The 19,537-nt window shown below is 74.6% G+C and carries 18 protein-coding genes; 3 read left to right on the top strand and 15 right to left on the bottom strand.

Going from position 1 to position 19,537, the window contains the following annotated elements:
• The 14 genes from ABZ449_RS32715 to ABZ449_RS32650 form a co-directional block, all read right to left on the bottom strand.
• The coding region (locus ABZ449_RS32715) for a DUF4157 domain-containing protein (RefSeq protein WP_360353413.1) at nucleotides 1-1,995 on the bottom strand (1,995 nt) is incomplete at its 3' end.
• Nucleotides 1,992-2,258, bottom strand: coding sequence for a hypothetical protein (locus tag ABZ449_RS32710; protein WP_360353411.1), 267 nt, complete (start codon nucleotides 2,256-2,258; stop codon nucleotides 1,992-1,994). The genes ABZ449_RS32715 and ABZ449_RS32710, both read right to left, overlap by 4 nt.
• Nucleotides 2,259-2,338: 80 nt before the next feature.
• Complete coding sequence (locus ABZ449_RS32705; RefSeq protein WP_360353409.1) at nucleotides 2,339-4,318, bottom strand: ATP-binding protein; 1,980 nt, start codon at nucleotides 4,316-4,318, stop codon at nucleotides 2,339-2,341.
• A gap of 20 nt (nucleotides 4,319-4,338) precedes the next feature.
• Nucleotides 4,339-5,607 carry a DUF4255 domain-containing protein gene (locus tag ABZ449_RS32700; protein WP_360353407.1) on the bottom strand — a complete coding sequence of 423 codons (1,269 nt, stop codon included), beginning with the start codon at nucleotides 5,605-5,607 and terminating at the stop codon, nucleotides 4,339-4,341.
• Between the two features lie 37 nt (nucleotides 5,608-5,644).
• Nucleotides 5,645-6,343, bottom strand: a complete 699-nt coding sequence (locus ABZ449_RS32695) for a hypothetical protein (RefSeq protein WP_360353405.1) — start codon at nucleotides 6,341-6,343, stop codon at nucleotides 5,645-5,647.
• On the bottom strand, nucleotides 6,336-7,067 hold the full coding sequence (locus ABZ449_RS32690) for a hypothetical protein (protein WP_360353403.1): 732 nt from the start codon (nucleotides 7,065-7,067) through the stop codon (nucleotides 6,336-6,338). The genes ABZ449_RS32695 and ABZ449_RS32690 overlap by 8 nt, the downstream gene beginning before the upstream one ends.
• A gap of 11 nt (nucleotides 7,068-7,078) precedes the next feature.
• Nucleotides 7,079-7,603: a phage tail protein gene (locus ABZ449_RS32685; protein WP_049649365.1), complete on the bottom strand. Its 525-nt coding sequence runs from the start codon at nucleotides 7,601-7,603 to the stop codon at nucleotides 7,079-7,081.
• A gap of 7 nt (nucleotides 7,604-7,610) precedes the next feature.
• Nucleotides 7,611-9,458: a phage tail sheath C-terminal domain-containing protein gene (locus tag ABZ449_RS32680; RefSeq protein WP_360353401.1), complete on the bottom strand. Its 1,848-nt coding sequence runs from the start codon at nucleotides 9,456-9,458 to the stop codon at nucleotides 7,611-7,613.
• Between the two features lie 187 nt (nucleotides 9,459-9,645).
• The gene (locus tag ABZ449_RS32675) at nucleotides 9,646-10,071 is read right to left on the bottom strand and encodes a hypothetical protein (RefSeq protein WP_360353399.1); all 426 of its coding nucleotides are present in this window, start codon (nucleotides 10,069-10,071) and stop codon (nucleotides 9,646-9,648) included.
• Between the two features lie 19 nt (nucleotides 10,072-10,090).
• Nucleotides 10,091-11,824 (bottom strand): peptidoglycan-binding protein, encoded by a 1,734-nt coding sequence (locus tag ABZ449_RS32670; RefSeq protein ID WP_360353397.1) that lies wholly within the window; start codon nucleotides 11,822-11,824, stop codon nucleotides 10,091-10,093.
• A 623-nt stretch (nucleotides 11,825-12,447) separates the two neighbouring features.
• A complete protein-coding gene (locus ABZ449_RS32665; protein WP_360353395.1) occupies nucleotides 12,448-12,843 on the bottom strand; it encodes a hypothetical protein in 396 nt (131 codons plus the stop codon).
• 178 nt (nucleotides 12,844-13,021) lie between these two features.
• Entirely contained in the window at nucleotides 13,022-13,927 is a 906-nt protein-coding gene (locus tag ABZ449_RS32660) for a 2-dehydropantoate 2-reductase (RefSeq protein ID WP_360353393.1), read from the bottom strand.
• Nucleotides 13,928-13,982: 55 nt separating this feature from the next.
• Nucleotides 13,983-14,630 carry a hypothetical protein gene (locus tag ABZ449_RS32655; protein WP_360353391.1) on the bottom strand — a complete coding sequence of 216 codons (648 nt, stop codon included), beginning with the start codon at nucleotides 14,628-14,630 and terminating at the stop codon, nucleotides 13,983-13,985.
• Complete coding sequence (locus ABZ449_RS32650; RefSeq protein WP_360353389.1) at nucleotides 14,627-14,806, bottom strand: hypothetical protein; 180 nt, start codon at nucleotides 14,804-14,806, stop codon at nucleotides 14,627-14,629. The genes ABZ449_RS32655 and ABZ449_RS32650 overlap by 4 nt, the downstream gene beginning before the upstream one ends.
• A 188-nt stretch (nucleotides 14,807-14,994) precedes the next feature.
• Between ABZ449_RS32650 and ABZ449_RS32645 the strand changes: the two genes are divergently transcribed.
• From ABZ449_RS32645 to ABZ449_RS32635, 3 genes are all read left to right on the top strand, one after another.
• On the top strand, nucleotides 14,995-15,768 hold the full coding sequence (locus ABZ449_RS32645; RefSeq protein WP_360353387.1) for an ABC transporter ATP-binding protein: 774 nt from the start codon (nucleotides 14,995-14,997) through the stop codon (nucleotides 15,766-15,768).
• 32 nt (nucleotides 15,769-15,800) lie between these two features.
• Entirely contained in the window at nucleotides 15,801-17,195 is a 1,395-nt protein-coding gene (locus ABZ449_RS32640) for an FtsX-like permease family protein (protein WP_360353385.1), read from the top strand.
• Between the two features lie 185 nt (nucleotides 17,196-17,380).
• On the top strand, nucleotides 17,381-18,664 hold the full coding sequence (locus ABZ449_RS32635; protein ID WP_360353383.1) for a sensor domain-containing protein: 1,284 nt from the start codon (nucleotides 17,381-17,383) through the stop codon (nucleotides 18,662-18,664).
• A gap of 143 nt (nucleotides 18,665-18,807) precedes the next feature.
• Here the strand turns inward: ABZ449_RS32635 and ABZ449_RS32630 are convergent, their stop codons facing one another.
• Nucleotides 18,808-19,479 carry a response regulator transcription factor gene (locus tag ABZ449_RS32630; protein WP_360353381.1) on the bottom strand — a complete coding sequence of 224 codons (672 nt, stop codon included), beginning with the start codon at nucleotides 19,477-19,479 and terminating at the stop codon, nucleotides 18,808-18,810.
• Nucleotides 19,480-19,537 lie beyond the last annotated feature (58 nt).

The raw sequence follows: 19,537 nt of genomic DNA, 5'->3' as shown, positions 1-19,537 counted from the left end.
GTCGGCGGGCCCGCCCGGGCCCTCACCGCCGACCGGCCCGGCCCCGGTGGGGGCGGCGGTGCGCTCCGTGACGCCCGGCTCGGATGCGGCCGCCGGCTCGGCCTCCCGGGCCTCACCGACGGGCGCTTCCGGCTCCTGCTCCGGTCGGGGCTCCGGGGCGGCGGGCTCGGCGGGTCCGGTGGCCGGGGCCCGGCCCTGGGCCGGATCGGGGCCGACCTCCTGTTCGACCGGCCGTTCCGGCTGGAGGTCGCGGCTGCCGCGGTCCTCGGCCTCCACGGCGGGGGCAGCCTGCGGCGCCGCGCCCTCGGGCTGGGCCGGCTCGGGTGGCGCGGCCGGCTCCTCGTCGGTCTCCGGCCGGCTCTCCCGCTCCTCCTGGACCTGCTCGGCCTTGGTCGCCGGCGGCTCGGGGAACGCCGGTGCCTCGGCGTTCGCGGGGGGCGCACCGTCCGCCGACAGCGGGATCCGGTCGACGGTCGGGACGGCGGACACGTCGAGGTCCGAGGAGGGCAGGAAGTCTCCGGGCCCCAGCTCCTGTTCGGCGGCGGCCGGCTGCGGCGGCCGCTCCTGGTCCGCGCCGGGAGCGTCCCGGACCTCGGACTCGGCGCCGGGCTCCATGCCCAACGGCCGTTCCTCGTCCCGGGTTTCGTCCTGCGGGTGGTCGCCCTCCAACAGCCCGTGCCGGGCGAGCGGGCTGTCCGGGGCCTGTGCTATCGCGTCCAGGCGCTCGGGTTGAACCGGTGCGGGCTGCGGCGGCGGTACGGCGGCCGGCTCCTGCGGCCTGGTACCGGCGGACGGCTGGGCGGCGGCCTCCGGCGGCCCGGCTTCGGGCGCGCCGGTGACGGCGACGGCCGTCGGGGGGACGGCCTCGTCCTCCGCGGCGGGCGCCTCGGGGGACGCCGCGCCCGCCTCCGCGACGGCGGCGGTGGGCTCGGGCTGCCCGGCAGGCTGCGCGACGTCCTGCGGAGCCTGGCCGGCCTCGCCCTCCGCGGGCGGTGCCTGCTCCTCCTGCTGTCGGCCGTCCTGCTGCTCTGGGCGTTCCTCCTCGCCCTCCTGCTCGTCCCGGCCCTTGCGGTGCTTGCGCCGCCGCTTCGGACCGTCCGGCCGGTCAGCCTCCTGATCAGGAGCCCGGTCCGGGTGCCGGGCCTGCTCGGAGCCCGGGGCGTCGGCCTGCTCCCGCTCGTCGTCGGCCTGCTCGGCGGCCCCGGTGACCGGCTCGGGCGTCAGCGGGCTGTCCAGGTCGGCCGGGCGGTGCTCGGCGTCCTCGACCAGCTCGAGCACCCGGGTGTAGTCCGAGGACGGCAGTCGGACCTCCAGCCGTTCCAGCACGGAGGCCTGCAACTCGGGGGCGAACCGCGCGAGTTGCTGGCGGACCCGGCCGGCGGAGTCGGTCGGGTCGCCGCGCAGCGAGCGCAGGATGCCGGCCGCCAGCCGGTCGACCAGGGTGGCCGGGTCGAGCCGTTCGGTGCGGAACCGGTCGGCGTCGACAGTCGCGTAGCGCAGCCACCCCGGCGTGGCACTCGGCGTCGCCGCCGTCGGCCGGTCGTCGCGCGCGCCGTGCTCCGCCTCCCGTTCGATCGCGTCCTGCGGCAGGCTGACCGCGCCAAGGTCGCGGCCGGCCCGCAGCGCGCCGAGCGGGTTCGGGGCCTGGACGGTGTGCAGCAGCTCGTGGGCGAGCAGCCGCCGGCCGTCCTCGGCGGCGGGCCGGTACTTGCCCTCGCCGAAGAAGAGGTCCGGGCCGACGGCGACGGCGTCCGCGCCGATCAGCTCGGTCAGCGCGGCGGAGTCCCGGTCGGTGTGCACCCGGACCCGGCTGAGGTCGTGCCCGAGCCGCGCCTCCAGTTCCCGCCGCACGCCCGGGTCGAGCGGCTGGCCGGCACCGGAGACGATCTCCTTCGGCTCGGGCGTACGGGCCTTCGGCGCCCGGGTCCTGCGTCGGGCCGCGTCCTGCTTGGTGTCCGGTGCGGAGTCCTTGGTCGCGACGGTGGGTCGAGTCATGTCCGCCCCCGTCCCGGCGGCCGGCCACCGCCGGACAGCCCGGCGTGCACGGCGCGGGCGAGCGCCTCGCCAAGCCGCTGCGGTGAGGTGCCGGCCGGTAGCGGCGGCAGCCCGGAGAGCACGTCCAGCGTGCGGTCGCCGCCGGTCGCGAGCGGCACGCCGCGCGCCTCGACCAGGCGGGTCAGTTCGCTCCGGAACGCCGCCGTCAGCCGGTCGTGGTCGATCCGCGCGAAGCCGTCGAGGACCAGCTCGCCGATCTCCACCTCGATCCGTCCACCACTCCCACGCCCGGGCTCGACCCTTCCGGCGCTCCCCGGCCCGGCGCTCCGCCGAGCCCCCTCGGTCAGATCCATCCGCCGACCTCCGAGGGCGTCAGCGAGCGCTCCAGCTTCAGGTACTCGGTGCGCGCGGCGGCCAGCAGGTGCCGCATCTGCATCGGGCAGTCCTCGTCGGCGGCCAGGAAGGCGGCGGACAGCGCGATGTTGCGGATGGATCCGCCGGCCACCGTGAGCTGGGCGAGCCGCTCCGGGTCGAGGCCCTGGCTGGGGGTCTCCTTGGGGATGACCCGGCGCCAGATCTCGGCGCGCTCCGGTATCCCGGGGAACGGGAAGTCGACCACGAACCTGATCCGCCGCATGAACGCCGGGTCCAGCGCCTTCTTCATGTTGGTGGTGAGCACGGCCAGGCCCCGGTAGGCCTCCATCCGCATCAACAGGTAGCTGACCTCCAGATTGGCGTAGCGGTCGTGGCTGTCCTTGATCTCGCTGCGTTTGCCGAACAGCGCGTCGGCCTCGTCGAACAGCAGCAGCGCGCCGCCGCGTTCGGCCGCGTCGAAGACCCGTCGGAGGTTCTTCTCGGTCTCGCCGATGTACTTGCTGACGACCTGGGAGAGGTCGATGACGAACAGGTCCACGCCGAGCTGCCCGGCGACGACCTCGGCGGCCAGGGTCTTCCCGGTGCCCGACCCTCCGGCGAAGAGCGCGGTGACGCCGAGGCCGCGGCGCAGCACCGACTCGAAGCCCCACTCCTGGTAGACCGTGCCGCGCCGGCGGACGTGGGCGACGATCTCGCGCAGGATCGCGCGCTGGCGCTCCTCCAGCACCAGGTCCTCCCAGCCGGCCCGCGGCTCGACCCGCCGGCCCAGCTCCTCCAGGGACATCCGGGCCTCCGCCAGTCCGGCGTGCCAGGCCAGCGGGCCGATGTCCCGGCCGTCCTCGGCCGACCGCCGGGCCGTCGCCGCGGCCGACCGGATCACATGGCCGGGCAGCGAGAACTGTGCGGCCAGCGCGCGGAGTTCGCCCTCGGTGAGCCCCGGCGCACCGTCCAGTTCCGCGGCCCAGATCGCCAGCTGCTCCTCGGGGCCGAGCGGGGGTACGGTCAGCCGGGCCCGGTCCGAGGCACCCGCCGCCGGGGGCTCGTCGCCGGAGACGACCAGCGGCACCGCCAGGCCCGCGAGGAAGGCCTCCGTGCCGTTCGGGGACTGCGGGCGCTCCCGGCCCGGCTCGCCGCCCTCCACCAGCAGCGCGGCGGGTATCAGGATCGCCTCCCGCTGCCACAGCCGGGCGAGCTGCTCGCGCTCGGCGGGCTCGGTGGGCAGGTCCTCGCGGTGCGCGGCGTAGAGGCCGAGCCCGGTGCGGTGGGCCGCCGCCGCCGCGATCTCCCAGCGGGTGCGGCGGTCGGCGCCGGTCAGTTCGGCGTGCGGCGGGCCGACCAGCCCGGCCGCCGTCCACTCCCGGGCCAGATCGGTCGCGCACCGCTCGTGGGGCTCGGGCAACTCGCCGGTCGGCCCGACCCGGGTGAGCAGGCCGTGCAGCCGCACGTCCAGGTACGGCACGCCGACCAGGAAGTGCAGCACCCGCTCGTCGATCCGCAGCCGGGAGGCGGTGAGCGCGGTCTCGTCGTCCAGCTCGACCAGGCGGAAGCGGCGCAGCGGGCCGACCGGGGTGAGGGCGCTCCAGTGCGGCTGGTCCAGGGCGGCGAGCGCGAGCGAGAAGGTCGGGTAGGCGCGCCCGGGGTCGCCGCCCGCCGCGGCGCAGCGGGCGGCGGCGGTGGGGTCGATCACGGGGGCGGCGGCCAGCACGAGGACGTCGCGCTCGAACGGGGTGAGCCCGAAGGAGGCGGTGAGCGCGTCCAGGGCGGTGCTGGGCTGCCGCCGCCCGCCCCGGCGGCCGGCGGGCTGGTCGGACGGCGTGGGTTCACCCCGGTCGCGGCCGGCCGCGTGCGCGTCGACCCGGTCGAGCACGGTGGCGACCGCGGCCGACAGCGCCTGCCGGTGCGGCTCGTCCGCCGGGCCGTCGCGGCCCTGCCGCCGACGCGTGCTCATCCTGGTCCCCCGTCCTGCGGTCAGTGCGTCAGGTCCACGACGGGACCGCTGAACGTCCCGTCGCTCGACACCGTCAACTCGCTGGGCACGCCGTCGACCTGGACCCTGGCCAGGTACGCCGTCGGGCGCACGCCGACCACCGGTGCCCGGACCTCGTACGGGTCGGTACGCGGCTGCGACGGTGCGGGCGCACGGAACTGGTGGCTCGCCCCGCGCCGCCCGGCGGGGGGGTGCAACTCGTCCAGCAGCAGCAGGACCTGCTGGTCGTCCCGGAGCGGCACGTCCAGCCGGAGGTCCAGCCGGGCCGAGACCCCGGACGGCCCGTCGCCGCGGTCCGTCGTGCCGATCGGCCCGACGATCCGCGGCTGCCGGGCGAAGGTCTGCGCGTTGGACTCCAGCGCGAGGTGGTCGGCGGCGGGCCGGCCGTCCAGCGCCAGTCCGTGCAGCACCTGCACCTGGTACACGCCGGGCGGCAGGTCCTCCGGGACGGCCACCACCAGGCGGTCGTCCCGGACGCCGCCCGGATCGACCGGCACCCGCCGCTCGCCCAGCCGGGCCACGACGAGGTCCGCGCGCAGGCCGGTGCCCTCCAGCACCAGCTCCCGGTCCTTGGTCACCGGTCCTTCCCCGGGAGCGCCGGAGGACCCGGCCGGCCGGGAGAGCACCCGCTCCACGACCGGCCCGCGGGACGGCACGGCCCGCACGGTCCGGCGCAGCACCGGCTTGCCGGCCACCGGGTCGACCCTGCCCTCCACGAAGACGGCGGCGGCCTGGTAGGTCACGGACAGCGCGTACGGCGTCTGGAGCAGAGTGCTCCAGAGCTTGGAGAGCTCCTCCAGGTCCATCGTGGTGGGCGTGAAGCGCACCCGCTGCGGCGAGGCGGCCAGGTCCGCCCCCACCAGGTAGGGCTGGGCGGCCGCCTCCTCGATCAACTGCCGGGACAGCACCGGCTGTTCGGTCAGCGCCCGGACCACGCAGCCGAGCAGCCGCTGGCCGACCAGCTGGGACTCCTCGCCGTAGCAGCTGATCAGGTAGTGCAGGTCCAGGGCGGCGGCCGGCCGGGTCAGCACGGTGCCGTCCGTCGCGCGGGTGGGCGCGTCGCGGTTGCGCAGCGATGCGTTGGGCGTGACCTGGTAGAGGAAGACGGTGATGGTCGGGTCCGCAGGCGGCTCGGTCGGCGGCTTGCGGGCGCCGACCTCGACCGCGAACGGGATGTCGGGCGAGAGCGCTCGGGTGATGAGCAGCCGCAACGCCTCGCTCACGGTGGCGATCGCGAGGTGGTTACTCACGGGTTCACCCCCTCGGTCGTGTGCCCCACCCGCCCACTCATGAGGTCTCCCGGTCGAGGTACTTGTCCAGGCCGAGGGCCGGGCCCGGGCGGGCGGCCGCCGGCTTGGTCGGTCCGGCCGGGGTGCGCTGGGCGGCCGTGACCTCGACCCGCCCGATCTGGACCCGCACCACCCGCTCGACCGGGCGCTGCCGGCCTCGGGTCCCGGTCCCGTGCGCCTGGCCCGGAGCAGCCGCCACGGCGGCCCGCCGTACGGACGCCGGCGCGGCGGCCGGCCGGACCGGTGCGGGCGGCGCCACCGTCGGCAGCTCGGGGGCGGCCGCCCGGTGCAGTGCGGCGACGGGCGGCGGTACGGCTGCGGGGCGGGCGTCCTTCCCCCGCACCGTCGGCTCGACGGCCGGAGCGGCACCGGCGGTGACCGGCGGCGCGATCAGCAGCGGCGTGCGCGGCAGCGGAAGGACGGGTGCGACAACCGGCCGGTCCTCACCGACCGCCGTCCGCAGTGCCCTCGCGACCGGCGCCGCGGGCGGTGCCGCCGGCGGCCGGGGGAGTGGCACGGGAACGGGGCTCCCGCCCGAGCGGCCCGGCCCGAACGACTCCTCGTCCGCGACCGGCGGCGCCGGAGCGAGGGCGTCGAGCCGTTCGAAGGGCCCCGGCAGGCGCGGGCGCACCCGTACCCCGGCCCGGTCCCCGCCCGGGTCGCCCTTCGCCACCAGGCGGTCGAAGTGGTCAGGCATCTGCACACAGCTCCAGGTAGTAGCGGCGCCGCAGCGGGCTGAGCGTCAGGATCTCCGCCTCGCTCCAGCCGTAGGCGGTGGCCAGGAGGTGGACGTGGAGCAGGGTCGCCCGGGCCCAGTCGTCCAGCTCCTCCCAGAGGTAGGAGGCGATGTCCAGCTCGGCGAGGGCCTGCCCGCCGCACTCGGGGCAGCTGAGGTGCAGCCGGACGTCCGCGCAGGGGTCGGCCGCGGCGGCGGCCTCGGCCACGCGCCGCTGGACCGGTTCGGGGAGCTGTCGGGTGGCGACCGGCTCCCCGCCGTGCTCGGCGGTCAGCACGCACCGCTCCAGCACCACGGCCCTGGCCCGGTCCGCGGGGGCCTGTTCGGCGGCGGCCAGATCACCGGGGGTGGGCAGTCGGAAGCCGACCTGCCAGCCGTCCAGCTCCACCCGCAGCGGGCCGTCCGCCGGCCGTGCGGAACCGACCACCTGCCCGGAGTCGAAGGCGAACTCCATCTCCTCCGCGCAGCTCGGGCAGCCGAGCCGCACGTCGAGCCGTTCGCCGAACAACTCGGCGCGCAGGCCGAACAGTTCGGCGTCCCGCCGGCCGAGCGGCACGGCCAGCAGCTCCTCCGTCCCGGCGCCCGGGCGGGCGACGGCGTGCAGCAGCAGGGCCCGCCCGGTGCGGCCGGCCGCCAGCCCGGCCTCCCAGGTGGCCAACAGGGCGGCCTCGCCGGCGAGTTCCATCGGTCGGCCGCTCAGGCCGGCTGCTGGAACGAGGGCTCTTCCGGCTCGGGCGTCTCCTCGTCCCGCTCCCAGCCCTCCACCTCCAGCTTGAGGCTCTGGATCGCCACCGCGTTGGCGTTGGCGTCCAGTTCGCCGAGCACCTGGTACTCACTCGGCCAGGCGCGGTACAGCTTGTGGGCGACCGCCACCTGACCGGCCTCGTTGAGCACCTGGATCACCAGGTCCTTGCGGAAGTCCCGCAACGAGACCTCCGCCCCGCGACCCGCGCCGACCATCCAGACCTTGTTGGCCCAGCGGTCGAACTCCGGGTCGTGGGTGACCCCGCGCTCCAGGGTGACCGCCTCGAAGTCGGTGCGCCCTGGCGACTTGCGCGGCGCGCTCGGATCGCCCCCGCTGCGGTGCTTCACCACCTCGGTGGTGCGCTTGAGCGGGCTGATCTTGCTGATTCCGGCGACGACCCGACCGTCCCAGACGACCAGGAACTTGAAATTCTTGTACGGATCGAACCGGTGCGGATTGACGGTGAACTCGACCATGGAGATCCTAAACCTCGAACTGTCCGGCGAGCTGCTCGATCTTGACGATCACGAATTCCGCGGGTTTGAGCGGCGCGAATCCGACCACGACGTTCACCACACCGCGATTGATGTCGTCCTGCGTGGTGGTGTCCTTGTCGCACTTGACGAAATAGGCCGAGCGCGCCGACGTGCCCTGGAACGCGCCCTGCTGGAACAGCGAGTGCAGGAACGCGCCCACGTTCAGCCGGATCTGCGCCCACAGCCGCTCGTCGTTGGGCTCGAATACGACCCACTTGGTACCGCGGTAGAGGCTCTCCTCCAGCATCAGCGCCAGGCGCCGCACCGGGACGTACTTCCACTGCGAGCTGAGCGCGTCGGCGCCCGCCATGGTCCGCGCGCCCCACGCCACCGGGCCCACCACCGGGAACGTCCGCAGGCAGTTCACCGCGAGCGGGTTCAGCAGGCCGTTCTCCCGGTCCGTCAGCGGGACGGTCAGTGCGCGCACCCCGGGCAGCCCGGCCTCGGTGCCCGCGGGTGCCTTCCACACGCCCCGCTGGCCGTCGGTGCGTGCCATCACGCCGGCGATGGTGCCCGACGGAGGGAAACTGCGCAGCCGGCCGGTGAGCGGGTCGACCAGCTCCAGGTGCGGGAAGTACAGCGCGGCGTGGTCGCTGCGCACCGAGTCGAAGGCGGACAGGCCCGCCCGGGCGGCGTCCAGCGTCGTCCACGCCTGCGGCGAGTCGACGATCAGGAACATCCGCTGCTCCACGCAGAGCGCCTGGGCGGCCGAGACGACCGTGACGGCGTCGTCCACGCTGGCGTAGCCGGCCAGTTCCGGCAGCACCAGCAGGTTGACGTCCGGCACGTCGCGCAGGGCCTGGATGCCGGTCTTGCCGGCCTCGCTGCCGATCAGGTCCGTCATGCCGGGGGCCGCGCCGTCCTGGCCGCCGGCGAGGGCGATGACCGGCGGGTTGACCGAGCCCTCCAGCCCGAGGTTGTTGGCGGCCTCACCGAGGAAGCGCACCACGTCGGCCGGGTCGGTGGAGCCGGCGACGACCTGGAGCTGCCGCCCGAACACGCTCACCCGGGTGCCCGCGAAGGCCCGCTTGCCCGGGGCGTCGGGCAGGGCCCGCAGCTTGCGCTCCAGCAGCAGGGCGAGTTCGGGGACGGTGTTCGGCGCGGTGCCGTCCGCAGCCGGGTCGTAGATCCTGACGGTCCGCGACACGTCGGCGATCTTCACCTGGATCTCGTGGGTGAGGTCCGGCAGCGTGGCCGCGAAGGGCTTGGATACGGTGCCCACCGGGTCCGGTCGGCTCTCCGTCAGGACCTTCACCCGGACGACGCCCGAGCCGCTGTTCACCACCGTCTCGGCGAACCGGGGGCTGGCGGCCTGGACCGACAGGTCCGCGAAGGACTCCCGGACGGCGCCGGAGGTGTCGAAGACCTGGAGGTTGAACGTCTCGGCCGGGGTCGGCGTCCGGTAGTCCACGGCGACCCGCAGTCCCCCGCCCCAGAGCCCCGGCTCGACGGCCGTGACCTCCAGGGCCGGGGTGGCGGTGGAGGACTGCGTCGAGTTGAGCGTGACGCCCGCGGCGGCGCCGGTGCCGGCCGCCGCGACCCGGACCACGATCCCGATCGAGCCCCCGTTGAGGAAGAACTGCTGGACGGCGTAGCTGACCGGGCTCTGACTCGCGAGTCCGCCGAAACGGCGTTCGAAGTCCGCGAAACTGGTGATGGTGACCGGCTGGTTGAGCGGTCCGCGCCGGGTGGCCCCGACGAAGGCGGTCACCGAGGTGCTCACCGCGGTGATGGTACGGACGCCGCTGGGAAGCTCTTCGATGTAGACGCCCGGGTAGGTCGGTGTCGTCGGCAATTCCCCCTCCGTTCACTTCGTGCATCAAGAGGCCGTTGGATGGGATCCGGATGCATTGGTGGCAGGCTCAGTCTCAGATTCAGGTGACAATTCGTCAAGGCCTGAACGTGAAAGGATAATTGTATTACTGGGCCTGTTTTCGGGGGGTTCGGAATATGATATTCCGCACCCCTTGTGCTGGTGTCCGTCAGCCGCCCTCGGGCAGGTTCCGGTAGTCGGGTCGGGCCGGCGTGGGGTCCGGCGGCGTCGCGGCGGGTGCGGGTGCGGGCTCAGGGGCCGGGGCCGGGGCCGGGGCCGGAGCGGGCGCAGGTGTGGGCGCGGGTGCGGACGGCGCAGGCGTGGGTGCGGGTAGGTCCGGCGTGGGTGTGGGCGCGGGGACCGGCGGGTGGTAGGACGGCGGTCGGGCAGCCCCCAGGAACCAGCCCCAGCTCGCGCCGAACCGGTGCTCCAGGAACCGGAACGCGGCGTAGTAGACCGTGCCGAAACCGGTGACCAGGGCGGAGGTGACGGAGGCGTTGTCCAGGTGGACGCCGAGCCGCGCGGCCTGCACCACGAGGAACGCGACGATGTAGGGCACGCATGTGCGCCACAGGGACAGGGCGAGTTGGTACATCTGTCCTCCTCGGCCGACGTCAGCCGACGACGGTGAAGCCGTGCGCCTGGCCGAGCCGGGTCAGCGAGTTGATGCCGGGTATGCCGTCCGCCTGCTGTCCGCTGTATCCGTACCGGCGTTGCAGCTCGGCGTAGGCGTCGACGGTCTTCGTGCCGAACGAGCCGTCGGCCCACTGCCGGTCGAGCAGCCCCTCGGCGACGAGCGCCTGCTCCACCGTGTACACGTCGTCCGGGTGCGTGGTGGCGCCTTGGGCCGCGTCCGGGTCCTGGCGGGCCGCCGCGACGACCCTCGACTTCGACACCTCGGCCAGCGGGACGGCCCCGCCGAGCAGCCGGCGCAGCGAGGCCTCGCCGGGCACGCCGTCCGCGTCCCCGCCGGAGTAGCCCAGACTGCGCTGGAAGTCGGCGTAGTTGAGGGTGTCGGCGTCGGTCCAGTCCGGGCCGGGGCCCTGGCTGTAGTGCGAGCCGAAGTCCGCCGCCACCAGCGCCTCGCCGACGAGGGTGACCTGCGGACCGTGCGCGCCGTAGCCGTACGGCAGGCCGCCGACGCTGTTCTGGTACCGGGACGGGGTCGGGTCCGGCTGCGGCGCGGGCTGCTGGGGCGGGGTGTTCGTCGTCCCGGACGGGCGCGGCGCACCCGCCGTCACCCAGGCGTACAGCTCGGGGCCGGGGCAGTCGGTCGAGTAGCCGTCCTGGTGCCCCTTGATCTCGGGGCCCGCCGGGCCCTGCTGCTCGCAGTACTCGATCGCGTCCCGCAGCCCGTTGAGCTGTTCCGGGGTGGGCACGGTCGAGCCGGAGGAGCCGACCAGCCCGCACACCGCGTAGTGCGCCTCGTTGAGCGGGACGTCGCCGTTGGCGCTGTTGCGCCGGTTCAGCCCACGGCCCTCGAACACGTGGCCGTGCTCGCAGACCACGAAGCTGTAGCCGATGTCCGACCAGCCGTCGTCGTCCATGTGCGAGGCCTGGAGGCGCCGTACGTAGGCCGGGCAGGTGTCATGGGTGGCGAAGGTGTAGGCCGTGCCGAGATAGTGCACCTTCACTCCGGCGCGCGGACCGGCGTACGGGATCGAACCGTGGGGCTCGCGCCAGGGCCGCGCGCCCCACTGGTCCCGGTTCACCAGTTGCAGCCCCGGCCAGTCGGGCGACTGGGGTCCCGGGGTCGGGGTCGGCGTGGGTGGCTCGGGGTCCGGGGCCTGGCCCACGCCGGCCCACGCCCGCAGTTCGTCCAGCGAGCCGTTGAACACGTCCGCGTCGAGCGGGTCGTCGCTGTACTGGTGGAAGCGCCAGGACGCCTGGATGCGCGGCGAACCCGCGGACACGTAGTCCGCTATCCACAGGAAGTCACCGGCGTTGTCGTCCGTCCGGAACCAGTAGTCCCGGTTGGTGTAGAGCCCGACCAGGCGGTCCGGGTAGCGCTGCTTGACCGCCGCCAGCCACCGGTTCTTCGCCTCGGTCGCGTCGCCGTCGGCGACCGACTGCCCGTACGGCTCGAAGTCCAGTACCAGCAGTTCGCCCGCGGGCACCTGCCCCACGACCCGGCAGAAGTGCTCCACCTCGCCGTCGACCGGGTTCTCCGCGTGCAGGAAGTGGTAGTGCCCGACCACCAGCCCGCGCCCACGGGCGTCCGCGAGCTTGTCGGAGTACCCCGACTGGCCGGTGTGGCCGCCTTCGGTGGCCTTGATGAAGACGAACTCCGCGTCCCCCGGAATGCCCGACTGGAAGTCGGAGACGTCATAACCCTTCGCGTATGCCATCAGGATGCTCCCCCTTTGCGCCGATGGCAGCCACGGCCGACCGGCCCCATCCCCCGGGGCGCCGACACCGGCCAGGGCGTCATGCTCACTCCACATGACAACTGATTGGACGTCAACTCCCTTTGTTTGAAGGTGTTCTGTGGGTTCTGCGAGCCTCCTGCGGCGGCCTCGCCCGGCAGGCCTGTGCCACTGGCACATTCGCCGACGACACGCCGTGGCGATGGTCTTCGGGGGCCCTGTCCGGTGTTCGGGGGGCCGTGCTCGGGCGGCGCGCCGAGGCGGGCCCCGGCTGAGCACCGCCGAGCGGATGTGCTCCAGTGCCCGGGCGTTGGTCGGCGCGGCCGGGGGCGCGGCGGGCGGCCTGCCGCAGGTCGAGGACGCGGCAGGGCGGGCCGAGGGCGGGAGCGGGTGCAGCGCGGTCGTGGCCGCCCTGTCCCGCCCATGGGCGACCCCTGCGCAGGTCGTGGCGGCCGCGGGGGCGGCCGGCACCCGTGAACGATGCGGCAGGGCTCGCGACGACCTGCAACCCTGTCGCGCTCCCGGCCGGGCTGTGTGCCGGGCCGGGAGCCGGTGGAGCGGGCGACGGGCGGCGTCGGAGAACGGTAAGGGCGTGCCGGTCGGCGTCAGGAGTCGGCGCAGGCCTTCCCGATGTCGCCGGCGGCGTCGGTGATCGGTTTGAAGTCGGGCTGCCGCCCCTTGGAGACCTGGTCGATGGCGGAGTTGACGGCCTTGGACAGCCGGTCGGCCGCCGGGTCGATCTTGTCCCCGCCGTCCTGGCGGATCTTCTTGGCGTCGTCGGCGACCTTCCGCAAGGCCTCGACGGTGTGGTTGCGGCGGTTCTCGTCGGCGAGCTGCCCCACGTTGATGGCCGAATCGGCGAGATCCTGGACGTCGCCGGTGAGACTGATCGCCCGCTTTCCGCAGTCCAGGGCCTTGTCGGCGTCGCATGCGGTGAACAGCGGTGCCGCCAGGAGCAGTGCGAGCGCGGTGGCGGCCAGACGGTACGGCTTCCTTGTCATGTCTCTATCCCTCCCGCCGTATCAACGCCACTGCGCCGTGCGGAGGTTCCGGAAGCTCGGGTGAACCGTTGGGAAAGTCTTTGCCCACTGGTGTCCGATGGCGTCCCGTCACGGATCTCGAAAGCTACGGGTGTTCACCCCGCGAACGCCGCCCGCAGGGTGAACACCCGCACTCCTGCTACCGGTTGGCGGACTCGGAGAGGTCGCGAACCAGTCGGGCGATGGTGGGGGCAGCCACCGCGTGAGCCTCGGCCGCCCGCAGCACGGCGCCGCCGATGGCGTCCAGCTCGGTCGGTCGGCCGGCCTCCACATCCCGCTGCATCGAGGACTTCATCGCCTCGGGCAGGCGGTCGAAGGAGGCGAGCAGCGTCTGGGCGTCAGCCGGCGCGCCGACCGCCCGGGTGACGGCGGCGATCTCGTCCAGCACCGCGAGGAGTTCGGCCCGGTACTCGGTGCGCACGGCGCCGATCCCGCTCGCGTGGCGGGTGGTGAGCAGGGCGAACGGGGCGAGGAAGGAGAGCTTGCTCCACAGCATCGCCGTCTCGTCCTCGCGTAGCGTGACGTCCAGCCCGGCGTGGCGCAGCAGTTCGGCGAACTCGGCCACGGGGGAGTCGGGTCCGGCGGTCGCGCCGAGCTCGACGGTGGCGAACGGGCTGGTGTGCTCGATCCTCCCGGGCGCCGTCCGGGTGGTCTCGACCCGGATCGTACCGGCCACCACCCGCCCGGCCGGGTAGCGTTCGCGCAGCAGCGCCATGTGGTCCAGGCCGTTGAGCAGCGGCACCACGATCCCGGTGCCGAGCGCCTCCGGGGGCATCCGGTCGAGCGCGGCGGCCAGCGCCGTCTCCTTGACCGTCACGAAAGCCGCGTCGACCGGCTCGCGCAGCTCGGTCGCGGCCTCGACGCGGGCGGTGAACTCGCCGAACCGGCCGCTGCGGACGTGCAGTCCGTCCCGCCCGATGGCGGCCGCGGTCTCCTCGCCGGCCAGGCAGACGACCCGGTGGCCGTCGCGGGCGAGCAGCGCGCCGATCAGTCCGCCGACTCCGCCCGGTCCGAGGACGGCGACGGTCAGGGGGTTGGTGGTCATGGTGACTCCCGAGGGTGGGTGGATGGGTGGAGGACGCGGCGGCGGGCGGGCCCGGTTACGGGGCCTCCCAGAAGAACCGGCCCTCCAGACCGTCCGGGCTGAGGAAGCCGAAGCCCTTGCCGTAACCGAAGTTGAGGAAGTACGGATCGCTGTCGTCCGGAGCGTCCGAGAGGCCGAAGAGGTACTGCCAGGGTGCCGGGACCCGGGCCCGGCCGTTCGGGTAGGACGGCTCTCCGCCGAGGTGGTCCCGCACGTGGTCGTCGTCCGACAGCGGCACCACGTCCAGGTGGTACTCGACCGGGGTCCGTTCGCCGTCGGGTTCGCAGCGCCAGAGCGTACGGCCCCGCGTGCCGGGCGGGCCGATCACGGCGAACGGAGGGATGCGCCCTCCCGGCTGGACGAGCAGCAGGCCGTCGCCGCGCTCCGGATCGAGGCCGCCCATGATCTCGCCCTCCTCGTCCAGGAAGAGGTACGCCAGCCGGCCCGGCTCGCCAGGGACGGGGAACTGTCCGATGAACACCAGCGGCTCACCGGTGCTGGGATCGAGCGGCCAGGTGGGCTCGGCCAGCCAGCACGGCTCGCCGCCGAGCTTGGGGACCGGTGCGGTGATCGGCCGCTCGGCCGGGCGCGGGGACAGCCCGCGGCGGGGCAGGAAGGCGGCGTCGTGCGGACCGGTGGCGGCGCCGGTCGGGAGGGGGATCATGCGGTGGCCTCGATGGATGCGTCGTGGTCGACGGGGACGGGGGCGGGGAGAGGGCCGAAGCCGGAGGGGAACGGCCCCTGGTGGCGCGGCTCCTGGTGGCGCGGCTCCCGGTGGCGCGGCGCGCGGCCCGGGGCGGGCGGCCGGACGCCGCGGCCGGGCAGCGGGTGGATGGTCACCGGATCATGATTCCCCGTCGGGAGGAGCCGACGGGAGGCGGGGTGGGGACGGGTGAACGGGGGAGAGCACGCCGGGTCGTGACGGGCCCGAGGGACGTAGCACCACCTGCGGGGTTCGGTTTTCCGAACCCCGGATTCGGGTGCCAGCACAATCGATCTCCCGGCCCCGGACGCCCACGATGGAGGACATGAACGCGATGACGACGGCCGCCACCACGGCGGCGGACGACGAGGTGACGGGCGCGGCCCTGAGCGCGGTCGGGCTGCACCGGGAGTACGGGCGCGGCACGGCGGCGGTGCGGGCGCTGCGCGGGGTGTCGGTGGACTTCGCCCCGGGGACGTTCACGGCGGTGATGGGGCCGTCGGGATCCGGCAAGACCACCCTGCTGCACTGCCTGGCCGGGATGGACCGCCCGACCAGGGGCACCGTGCGGTGGGGCGGCACCGAGGTGTCCGGGCTGCCCGAACGGAGGCTGGCGGAGCTGCGCCGCACCCGGGTGGGGTTCGTGTTCCAGGCCTTCAACCTGATGCCCGCGATGACGGTCGTACAGAACGTCGAGCTGCCCGGGCGGCTGGCCGGGCGGCCGCCGGAGCGCGGCCGGGTGCGGGAGGCGCTGGCCCGGGTCGGGCTGGCCGGGCGGGAGCGGCACCGGCCCGGGCAGCTGTCGGGCGGTCAGCAGCAGCGGGTGGCGATAGCCCGGGCCCTGGTCTCCCGGCCGGAGGTGCTGTTCGCCGACGAGCCGACGGGAGCGCTGGACCGCGCCACCGGGCAGGAGATCCTCGGACTGCTGCGCGAGGGTGTCGACGCCGACGGGCAGACGTGCGTGATGGTCACCCACGACCCGGTCGCCGCCGGGTACGCGGACCGGGTGCTGCTGCTCGCCGACGGCCTCCTGGTGGACGAGCTGATCAGGCCGACGACCGCGCAGGTCGGCGAGCGGCTGAGCCGGTTGGGCGGGTGAGCGAGATGAGCGGTCCCGTGGTGAGTTCTCCCGTGTTGAGCAGTCCCGTGCTGAGCCTCTCGGTGGGGCAGATCCGCCGCCGTCCGGCCTCCTTCGCCGGGCTGGGAACGGCACTGTTCCTGGCGGTGGCGGCGGTGACGCTGTTCGGCTCACTGGTCGCCGCGCAGGTCACAGCACCGGCCGCGGTGTCGCGGACGACGGTGTCCGGGCCGGGTCTGGTGCTGATCGCCGGCGCGTTCGGCGAGATCGCCGTCCTGGTCGCGCTGTTCGTCGTGGTCAACGCGCTCGGTTTCACCCTGCGCCAGCAGCACCGGGACTTGGCGCTGCTGCGCACCGTCGCGGCGACGCCCCGTCAGGTACGGAGGGTGGTGCGCGCGCAGGTGGTGGCGACGGCGCTGCTGGTGGCCGTGCCGGGCGGCCTGGTGGGCTTCCTCGCCGCCCGGGCCTTCCTCGCCGCACTCCAGCGTCGCGGCATGGCCGCACCCGGGCTTCGCATACCCGGCGCGCCGGTGCCGGCGCTGGTCGGGCTGGGGGTGGCGCTGCTGGTCGGCCTGGTGGCCACCGCCGTCGCGGCCCGCCGGATCACCCGGCCCGCCCCGGCCGTCGCACTCACCGAGGGTGCGGGCGGTCCACGGCGGACGGGCGTGCCGCGGCTGCTCGCCGGGGTGGCGGTGCTCGCCGGCGGTGGGCTGCTGCTGCGACTGGCGGCGAGCCGGCCGGCCGGAGAGCTGGACAAGGCGGGGCAGGCCTCGCTGCTCGGCTCGCTGGTGCTGCTGGTCGCGCTCGGGCTGCTGGGGCCGGTGGCGGCACGGGGCCTGGCAGTCGTGCTCGGCGCCCCGGCGCGGGCGCTCGTGCCCCGGGCCGGCTGGCTGGCGGACGCCAACCTCCGTGGCTACGCGGCCCGCGTCTCCTCTGCGGTGGTGCCGGTCGCGCTGCTGGTCGGGCTCTCCGGCACCATGCTGACCCTGACCAGCACCGCCGAGCACGTGGCCCGGGCGACGGGCGCCGCGACCAGCGTCACCAAGGAGAGCGACATCTGGCTGCGCGAGATGGAGATCGGGCTGCTGGTCTGCTTCGCGGCGGTCTCCACGGTCAACACCCTGGTGGCGCTGACCGCCGACCGGCGCCGAGAGTTCGCGCTGCTGCGCCTGGTCGGGGCGACGCGGCGGCAGCTGCTGCGGATGCTCACCGTGGAGGCCGTCCTGACCACGGCGATCGGTGTGCTGCTGGGAGCGGCGGTGGCGGCGGCGGCCTCGGGGGCGTTCAGCCTGGCGATGACGGGCTCGGTGGTTCCGGTGGTGTCGGGCGCGGCGTGCGCCTGGGTGGTGCTGGGGGCTGCGGTGCTCACCGTGCCGGGGATCGTGGGCACGGGGCTGTGGGCGGTCGGTGGCTCGGCGGTGCCGTCGACGGGCGGGGAGCGGGGGTGAAGCGAGGAAGCGGAGACAGAGGTCGACGGCCGGCGGGCCGGCGGGTCGGTGTGGTGGCGGTCCGATGGGCGGTCCGGACGGAAGGGCAGGTGGGTGCGGTGGTTCCAGGAGGGCCTGGTGGATGCTGGAGGTCGGTTGGCGGGTGAGTCGGCAGGTGAGTCGGCGGGTCAGTGGTGAGGTGGACGGTGGCTGAGGGGCGGCGGTATCGATCGGTGCGCGGCGGTGAACTGGCCTTCGCGGTGCTCGGGTTGCCGCTCGGCGTGCTCGGTGGGGTGTACGCCGTCGCGGTGCTCTATGCGGGGGTGCTGCTCTCGCTCACGGTGCTGGGCCTGCCGTTCGTGGTCGCCGCGCTGCTCGGGGCGAGGAGCCTCGGCGGGCTGCACCGGCGGCTGGTCGGGCGGCTGCTCCGGGAAGAGGTGCCCGCGCCGCCGCCGTTGCCGCGCCCGTCCGGGGTGTTCGCCCGGGGCCGACCGGTGCTGACCGATCCGGTGGCCTGGCGGACACTGCTCTACCTCCTCCTGCGGCTGCCGCTGGGAGTGCTCGGGTTCCTGGCCGTGGTCGGGCTGCCACTCGGCAGCGTCTGGCTGGTGGGCTTCCCGCTCTGGGTGCGGATGATGGAGCCGGGCCCGAGGCCGATCGGCCTGCTGGACCTGGGAGCGGTCCTGATCGGCCTCGCCGTGCTGGCTGTCGTCCCGGCCGCGGTGCGGGTGCTCGGAGCAGCGGACCGCACGCTCGCCCGTGCCCTGCTCGGGCCGGTGCGCTCGCAGCAGAGGGTGCGTCAGCTGGAGGTCGCCCGGGCCACCCTGCTGGCCGAGAACACCGACCGGCTGCGGCGCCTGGAACGGGACCTGCACGACGGGACCCAGGCGCAGCTGGTCGCCCTCGCCATCACCCTGTCGCTCGCCGACGACGTGCTGGCGCAGGGCGCTCCCGCTGGGGGCGTTCCCGGCGATGGCTTCCCCGCAGGGGGCGGGCCGGCCGGCTCGGGCGGGCTCGACCTGGGTCGGCTGCGCGCCCTGGTCGACCGGGCCCGTGGGCAGACCGACGACACCATCGCCGGTCTGCGCCGACTGACCCGGGGCATCCACCCGGTGGCGCTGGACGGCGGGTTGGACGAGGCGCTGCCGGGGCTGACCGCCACCTCTCCGGTGCCGGTCGACGTGCGGCTGGACCTGCGGGAACGTCCGGAGGAGGTGATCGAGCGGGCCGTCTACTTCTGCGCGGCCGAGCTGTTGACCAACGTGGCCAAGCACAGCGGCGCGCGGTCGGCGGAGCTCACCGTGACCGCGGCCGACGGGAGGGTCCGGCTGACCGTCCGCGACGACGGGCGCGGCGGCGCCGCGATCGGCGCGGGCACCGGGCTGGCCGGCCTGGCCGAGCGGCTCGCGGCGGTGGACGGGACACTGCGGGTGGACAGCCCGCCGGGTGGGCCGACGGCGGTCGGCGCCGAGCTGCCCGTCCGGCTCTGACGGGCCGTCACGACCGTGGCCTTCGGGACCGTGGCCACGGGGCCATGGCCTTCGTCGCCACCGCCCTGGGCCCGTCGTCCTCGGAACTGCTCTCGCCGGAACGCCGCTGCTCTCGCCGGAACGCCCTCCCCGGAGCCCTCGCCTCAGGAGGAGGTGCCGCTCTCGGCGAGGTAGGTGAGCACGGCCTTGACCCGCCGGTTGTCGGCGTCGGTCGCGGGCAGGCCGAACTTGCCGAACACGGAGGCCACGTGCTTCTCCACCGCCCGCTCCGAGACCGCCAGAAGTGTGGCGATGGAGCGGTTGGAGTGCCCCTGCGCCATCAGCTCCAGTACCTCCCGCTCGCGCGGGGTGAGCGCATCCACCCGGCTGCGCCGGCCGCCGTGCATCAGGCCGTTGACGATCTCCGGGTCGAGGGCCGTGCCGCCCGCGGCGACCCGGTGCAGGGCGTCCACGAATTCGGAGGTGCGGGCCACCCGTTCCTTGAGCAGGTAGCCGATGCCCGCCGCGCCGTCCGCCAGCAGTCGTGCCGCCCAGGCGGTCTCGACGTGCTGGGAGAACACCAGGATGCCGACCTCGGGCAGGACGGCCCGGATCTCCACCGCGGCCCGGATGCCCTCGTCGGTGTGGGTGGGCGGCATCCGGATGTCCACCACGGCCACGTCGGGTCGGTGCTCGGTGACGGCGGCCACCAGCTCGGGCGCCGTACCGGCGGTGGCGACCACCGAGCACCCGCGGGCGGTGAGGAGTTCGACCATGCCGTCCCGGAGGATCACCGAATCCTCGGCGAGGACGACGCGGAGCTGCTTGTCGATCATGCCGTCATTATCCGGCCCGTCGTTCCCGGGCATTCCTCTCGGAAATCCTTCAGTCCAG

It is taken from the genome of Kitasatospora sp. NPDC005856, from assembly GCF_040629945.1.
Taxonomy (GTDB): domain Bacteria; phylum Actinomycetota; class Actinomycetes; order Streptomycetales; family Streptomycetaceae; genus Kitasatospora.
This window is presented reverse-complemented; position numbering and strand designations above follow the sequence as displayed.

Excerpts from the sequence above, each read along its gene's own strand:
- ABZ449_RS32705 (WP_360353409.1), bottom strand. The coding sequence starts at position 4,318 with ATGAGCACGCGTCGGCGGCAGGGCCGCGACGGCCCGGCGGACGAGCCG.
- ABZ449_RS32695 (WP_360353405.1), bottom strand. The coding sequence starts at position 6,343 with ATGCCTGACCACTTCGACCGCCTGGTGGCGAAGGGCGACCCGGGCGGG.
- ABZ449_RS32690 (WP_360353403.1), bottom strand. The coding sequence starts at position 7,067 with ATGGAACTCGCCGGCGAGGCCGCCCTGTTGGCCACCTGGGAGGCCGGG.
- ABZ449_RS32685 (WP_049649365.1), bottom strand. The coding sequence starts at position 7,603 with ATGGTCGAGTTCACCGTCAATCCGCACCGGTTCGATCCGTACAAGAAT.
- ABZ449_RS32675 (WP_360353399.1), bottom strand. The coding sequence starts at position 10,071 with ATGTACCAACTCGCCCTGTCCCTGTGGCGCACATGCGTGCCCTACATC.
- ABZ449_RS32670 (WP_360353397.1), bottom strand. The coding sequence starts at position 11,824 with ATGGCATACGCGAAGGGTTATGACGTCTCCGACTTCCAGTCGGGCATT.
- ABZ449_RS32665 (WP_360353395.1), bottom strand. The coding sequence starts at position 12,843 with ATGACAAGGAAGCCGTACCGTCTGGCCGCCACCGCGCTCGCACTGCTC.
- ABZ449_RS32660 (WP_360353393.1), bottom strand. The coding sequence starts at position 13,927 with ATGACCACCAACCCCCTGACCGTCGCCGTCCTCGGACCGGGCGGAGTC.
- ABZ449_RS32655 (WP_360353391.1), bottom strand. The coding sequence starts at position 14,630 with ATGATCCCCCTCCCGACCGGCGCCGCCACCGGTCCGCACGACGCCGCC.
- ABZ449_RS32645 (WP_360353387.1), top strand. The coding sequence starts at position 14,995 with ATGAACGCGATGACGACGGCCGCCACCACGGCGGCGGACGACGAGGTG.
- ABZ449_RS32630 (WP_360353381.1), bottom strand. The coding sequence starts at position 19,479 with ATGATCGACAAGCAGCTCCGCGTCGTCCTCGCCGAGGATTCGGTGATC.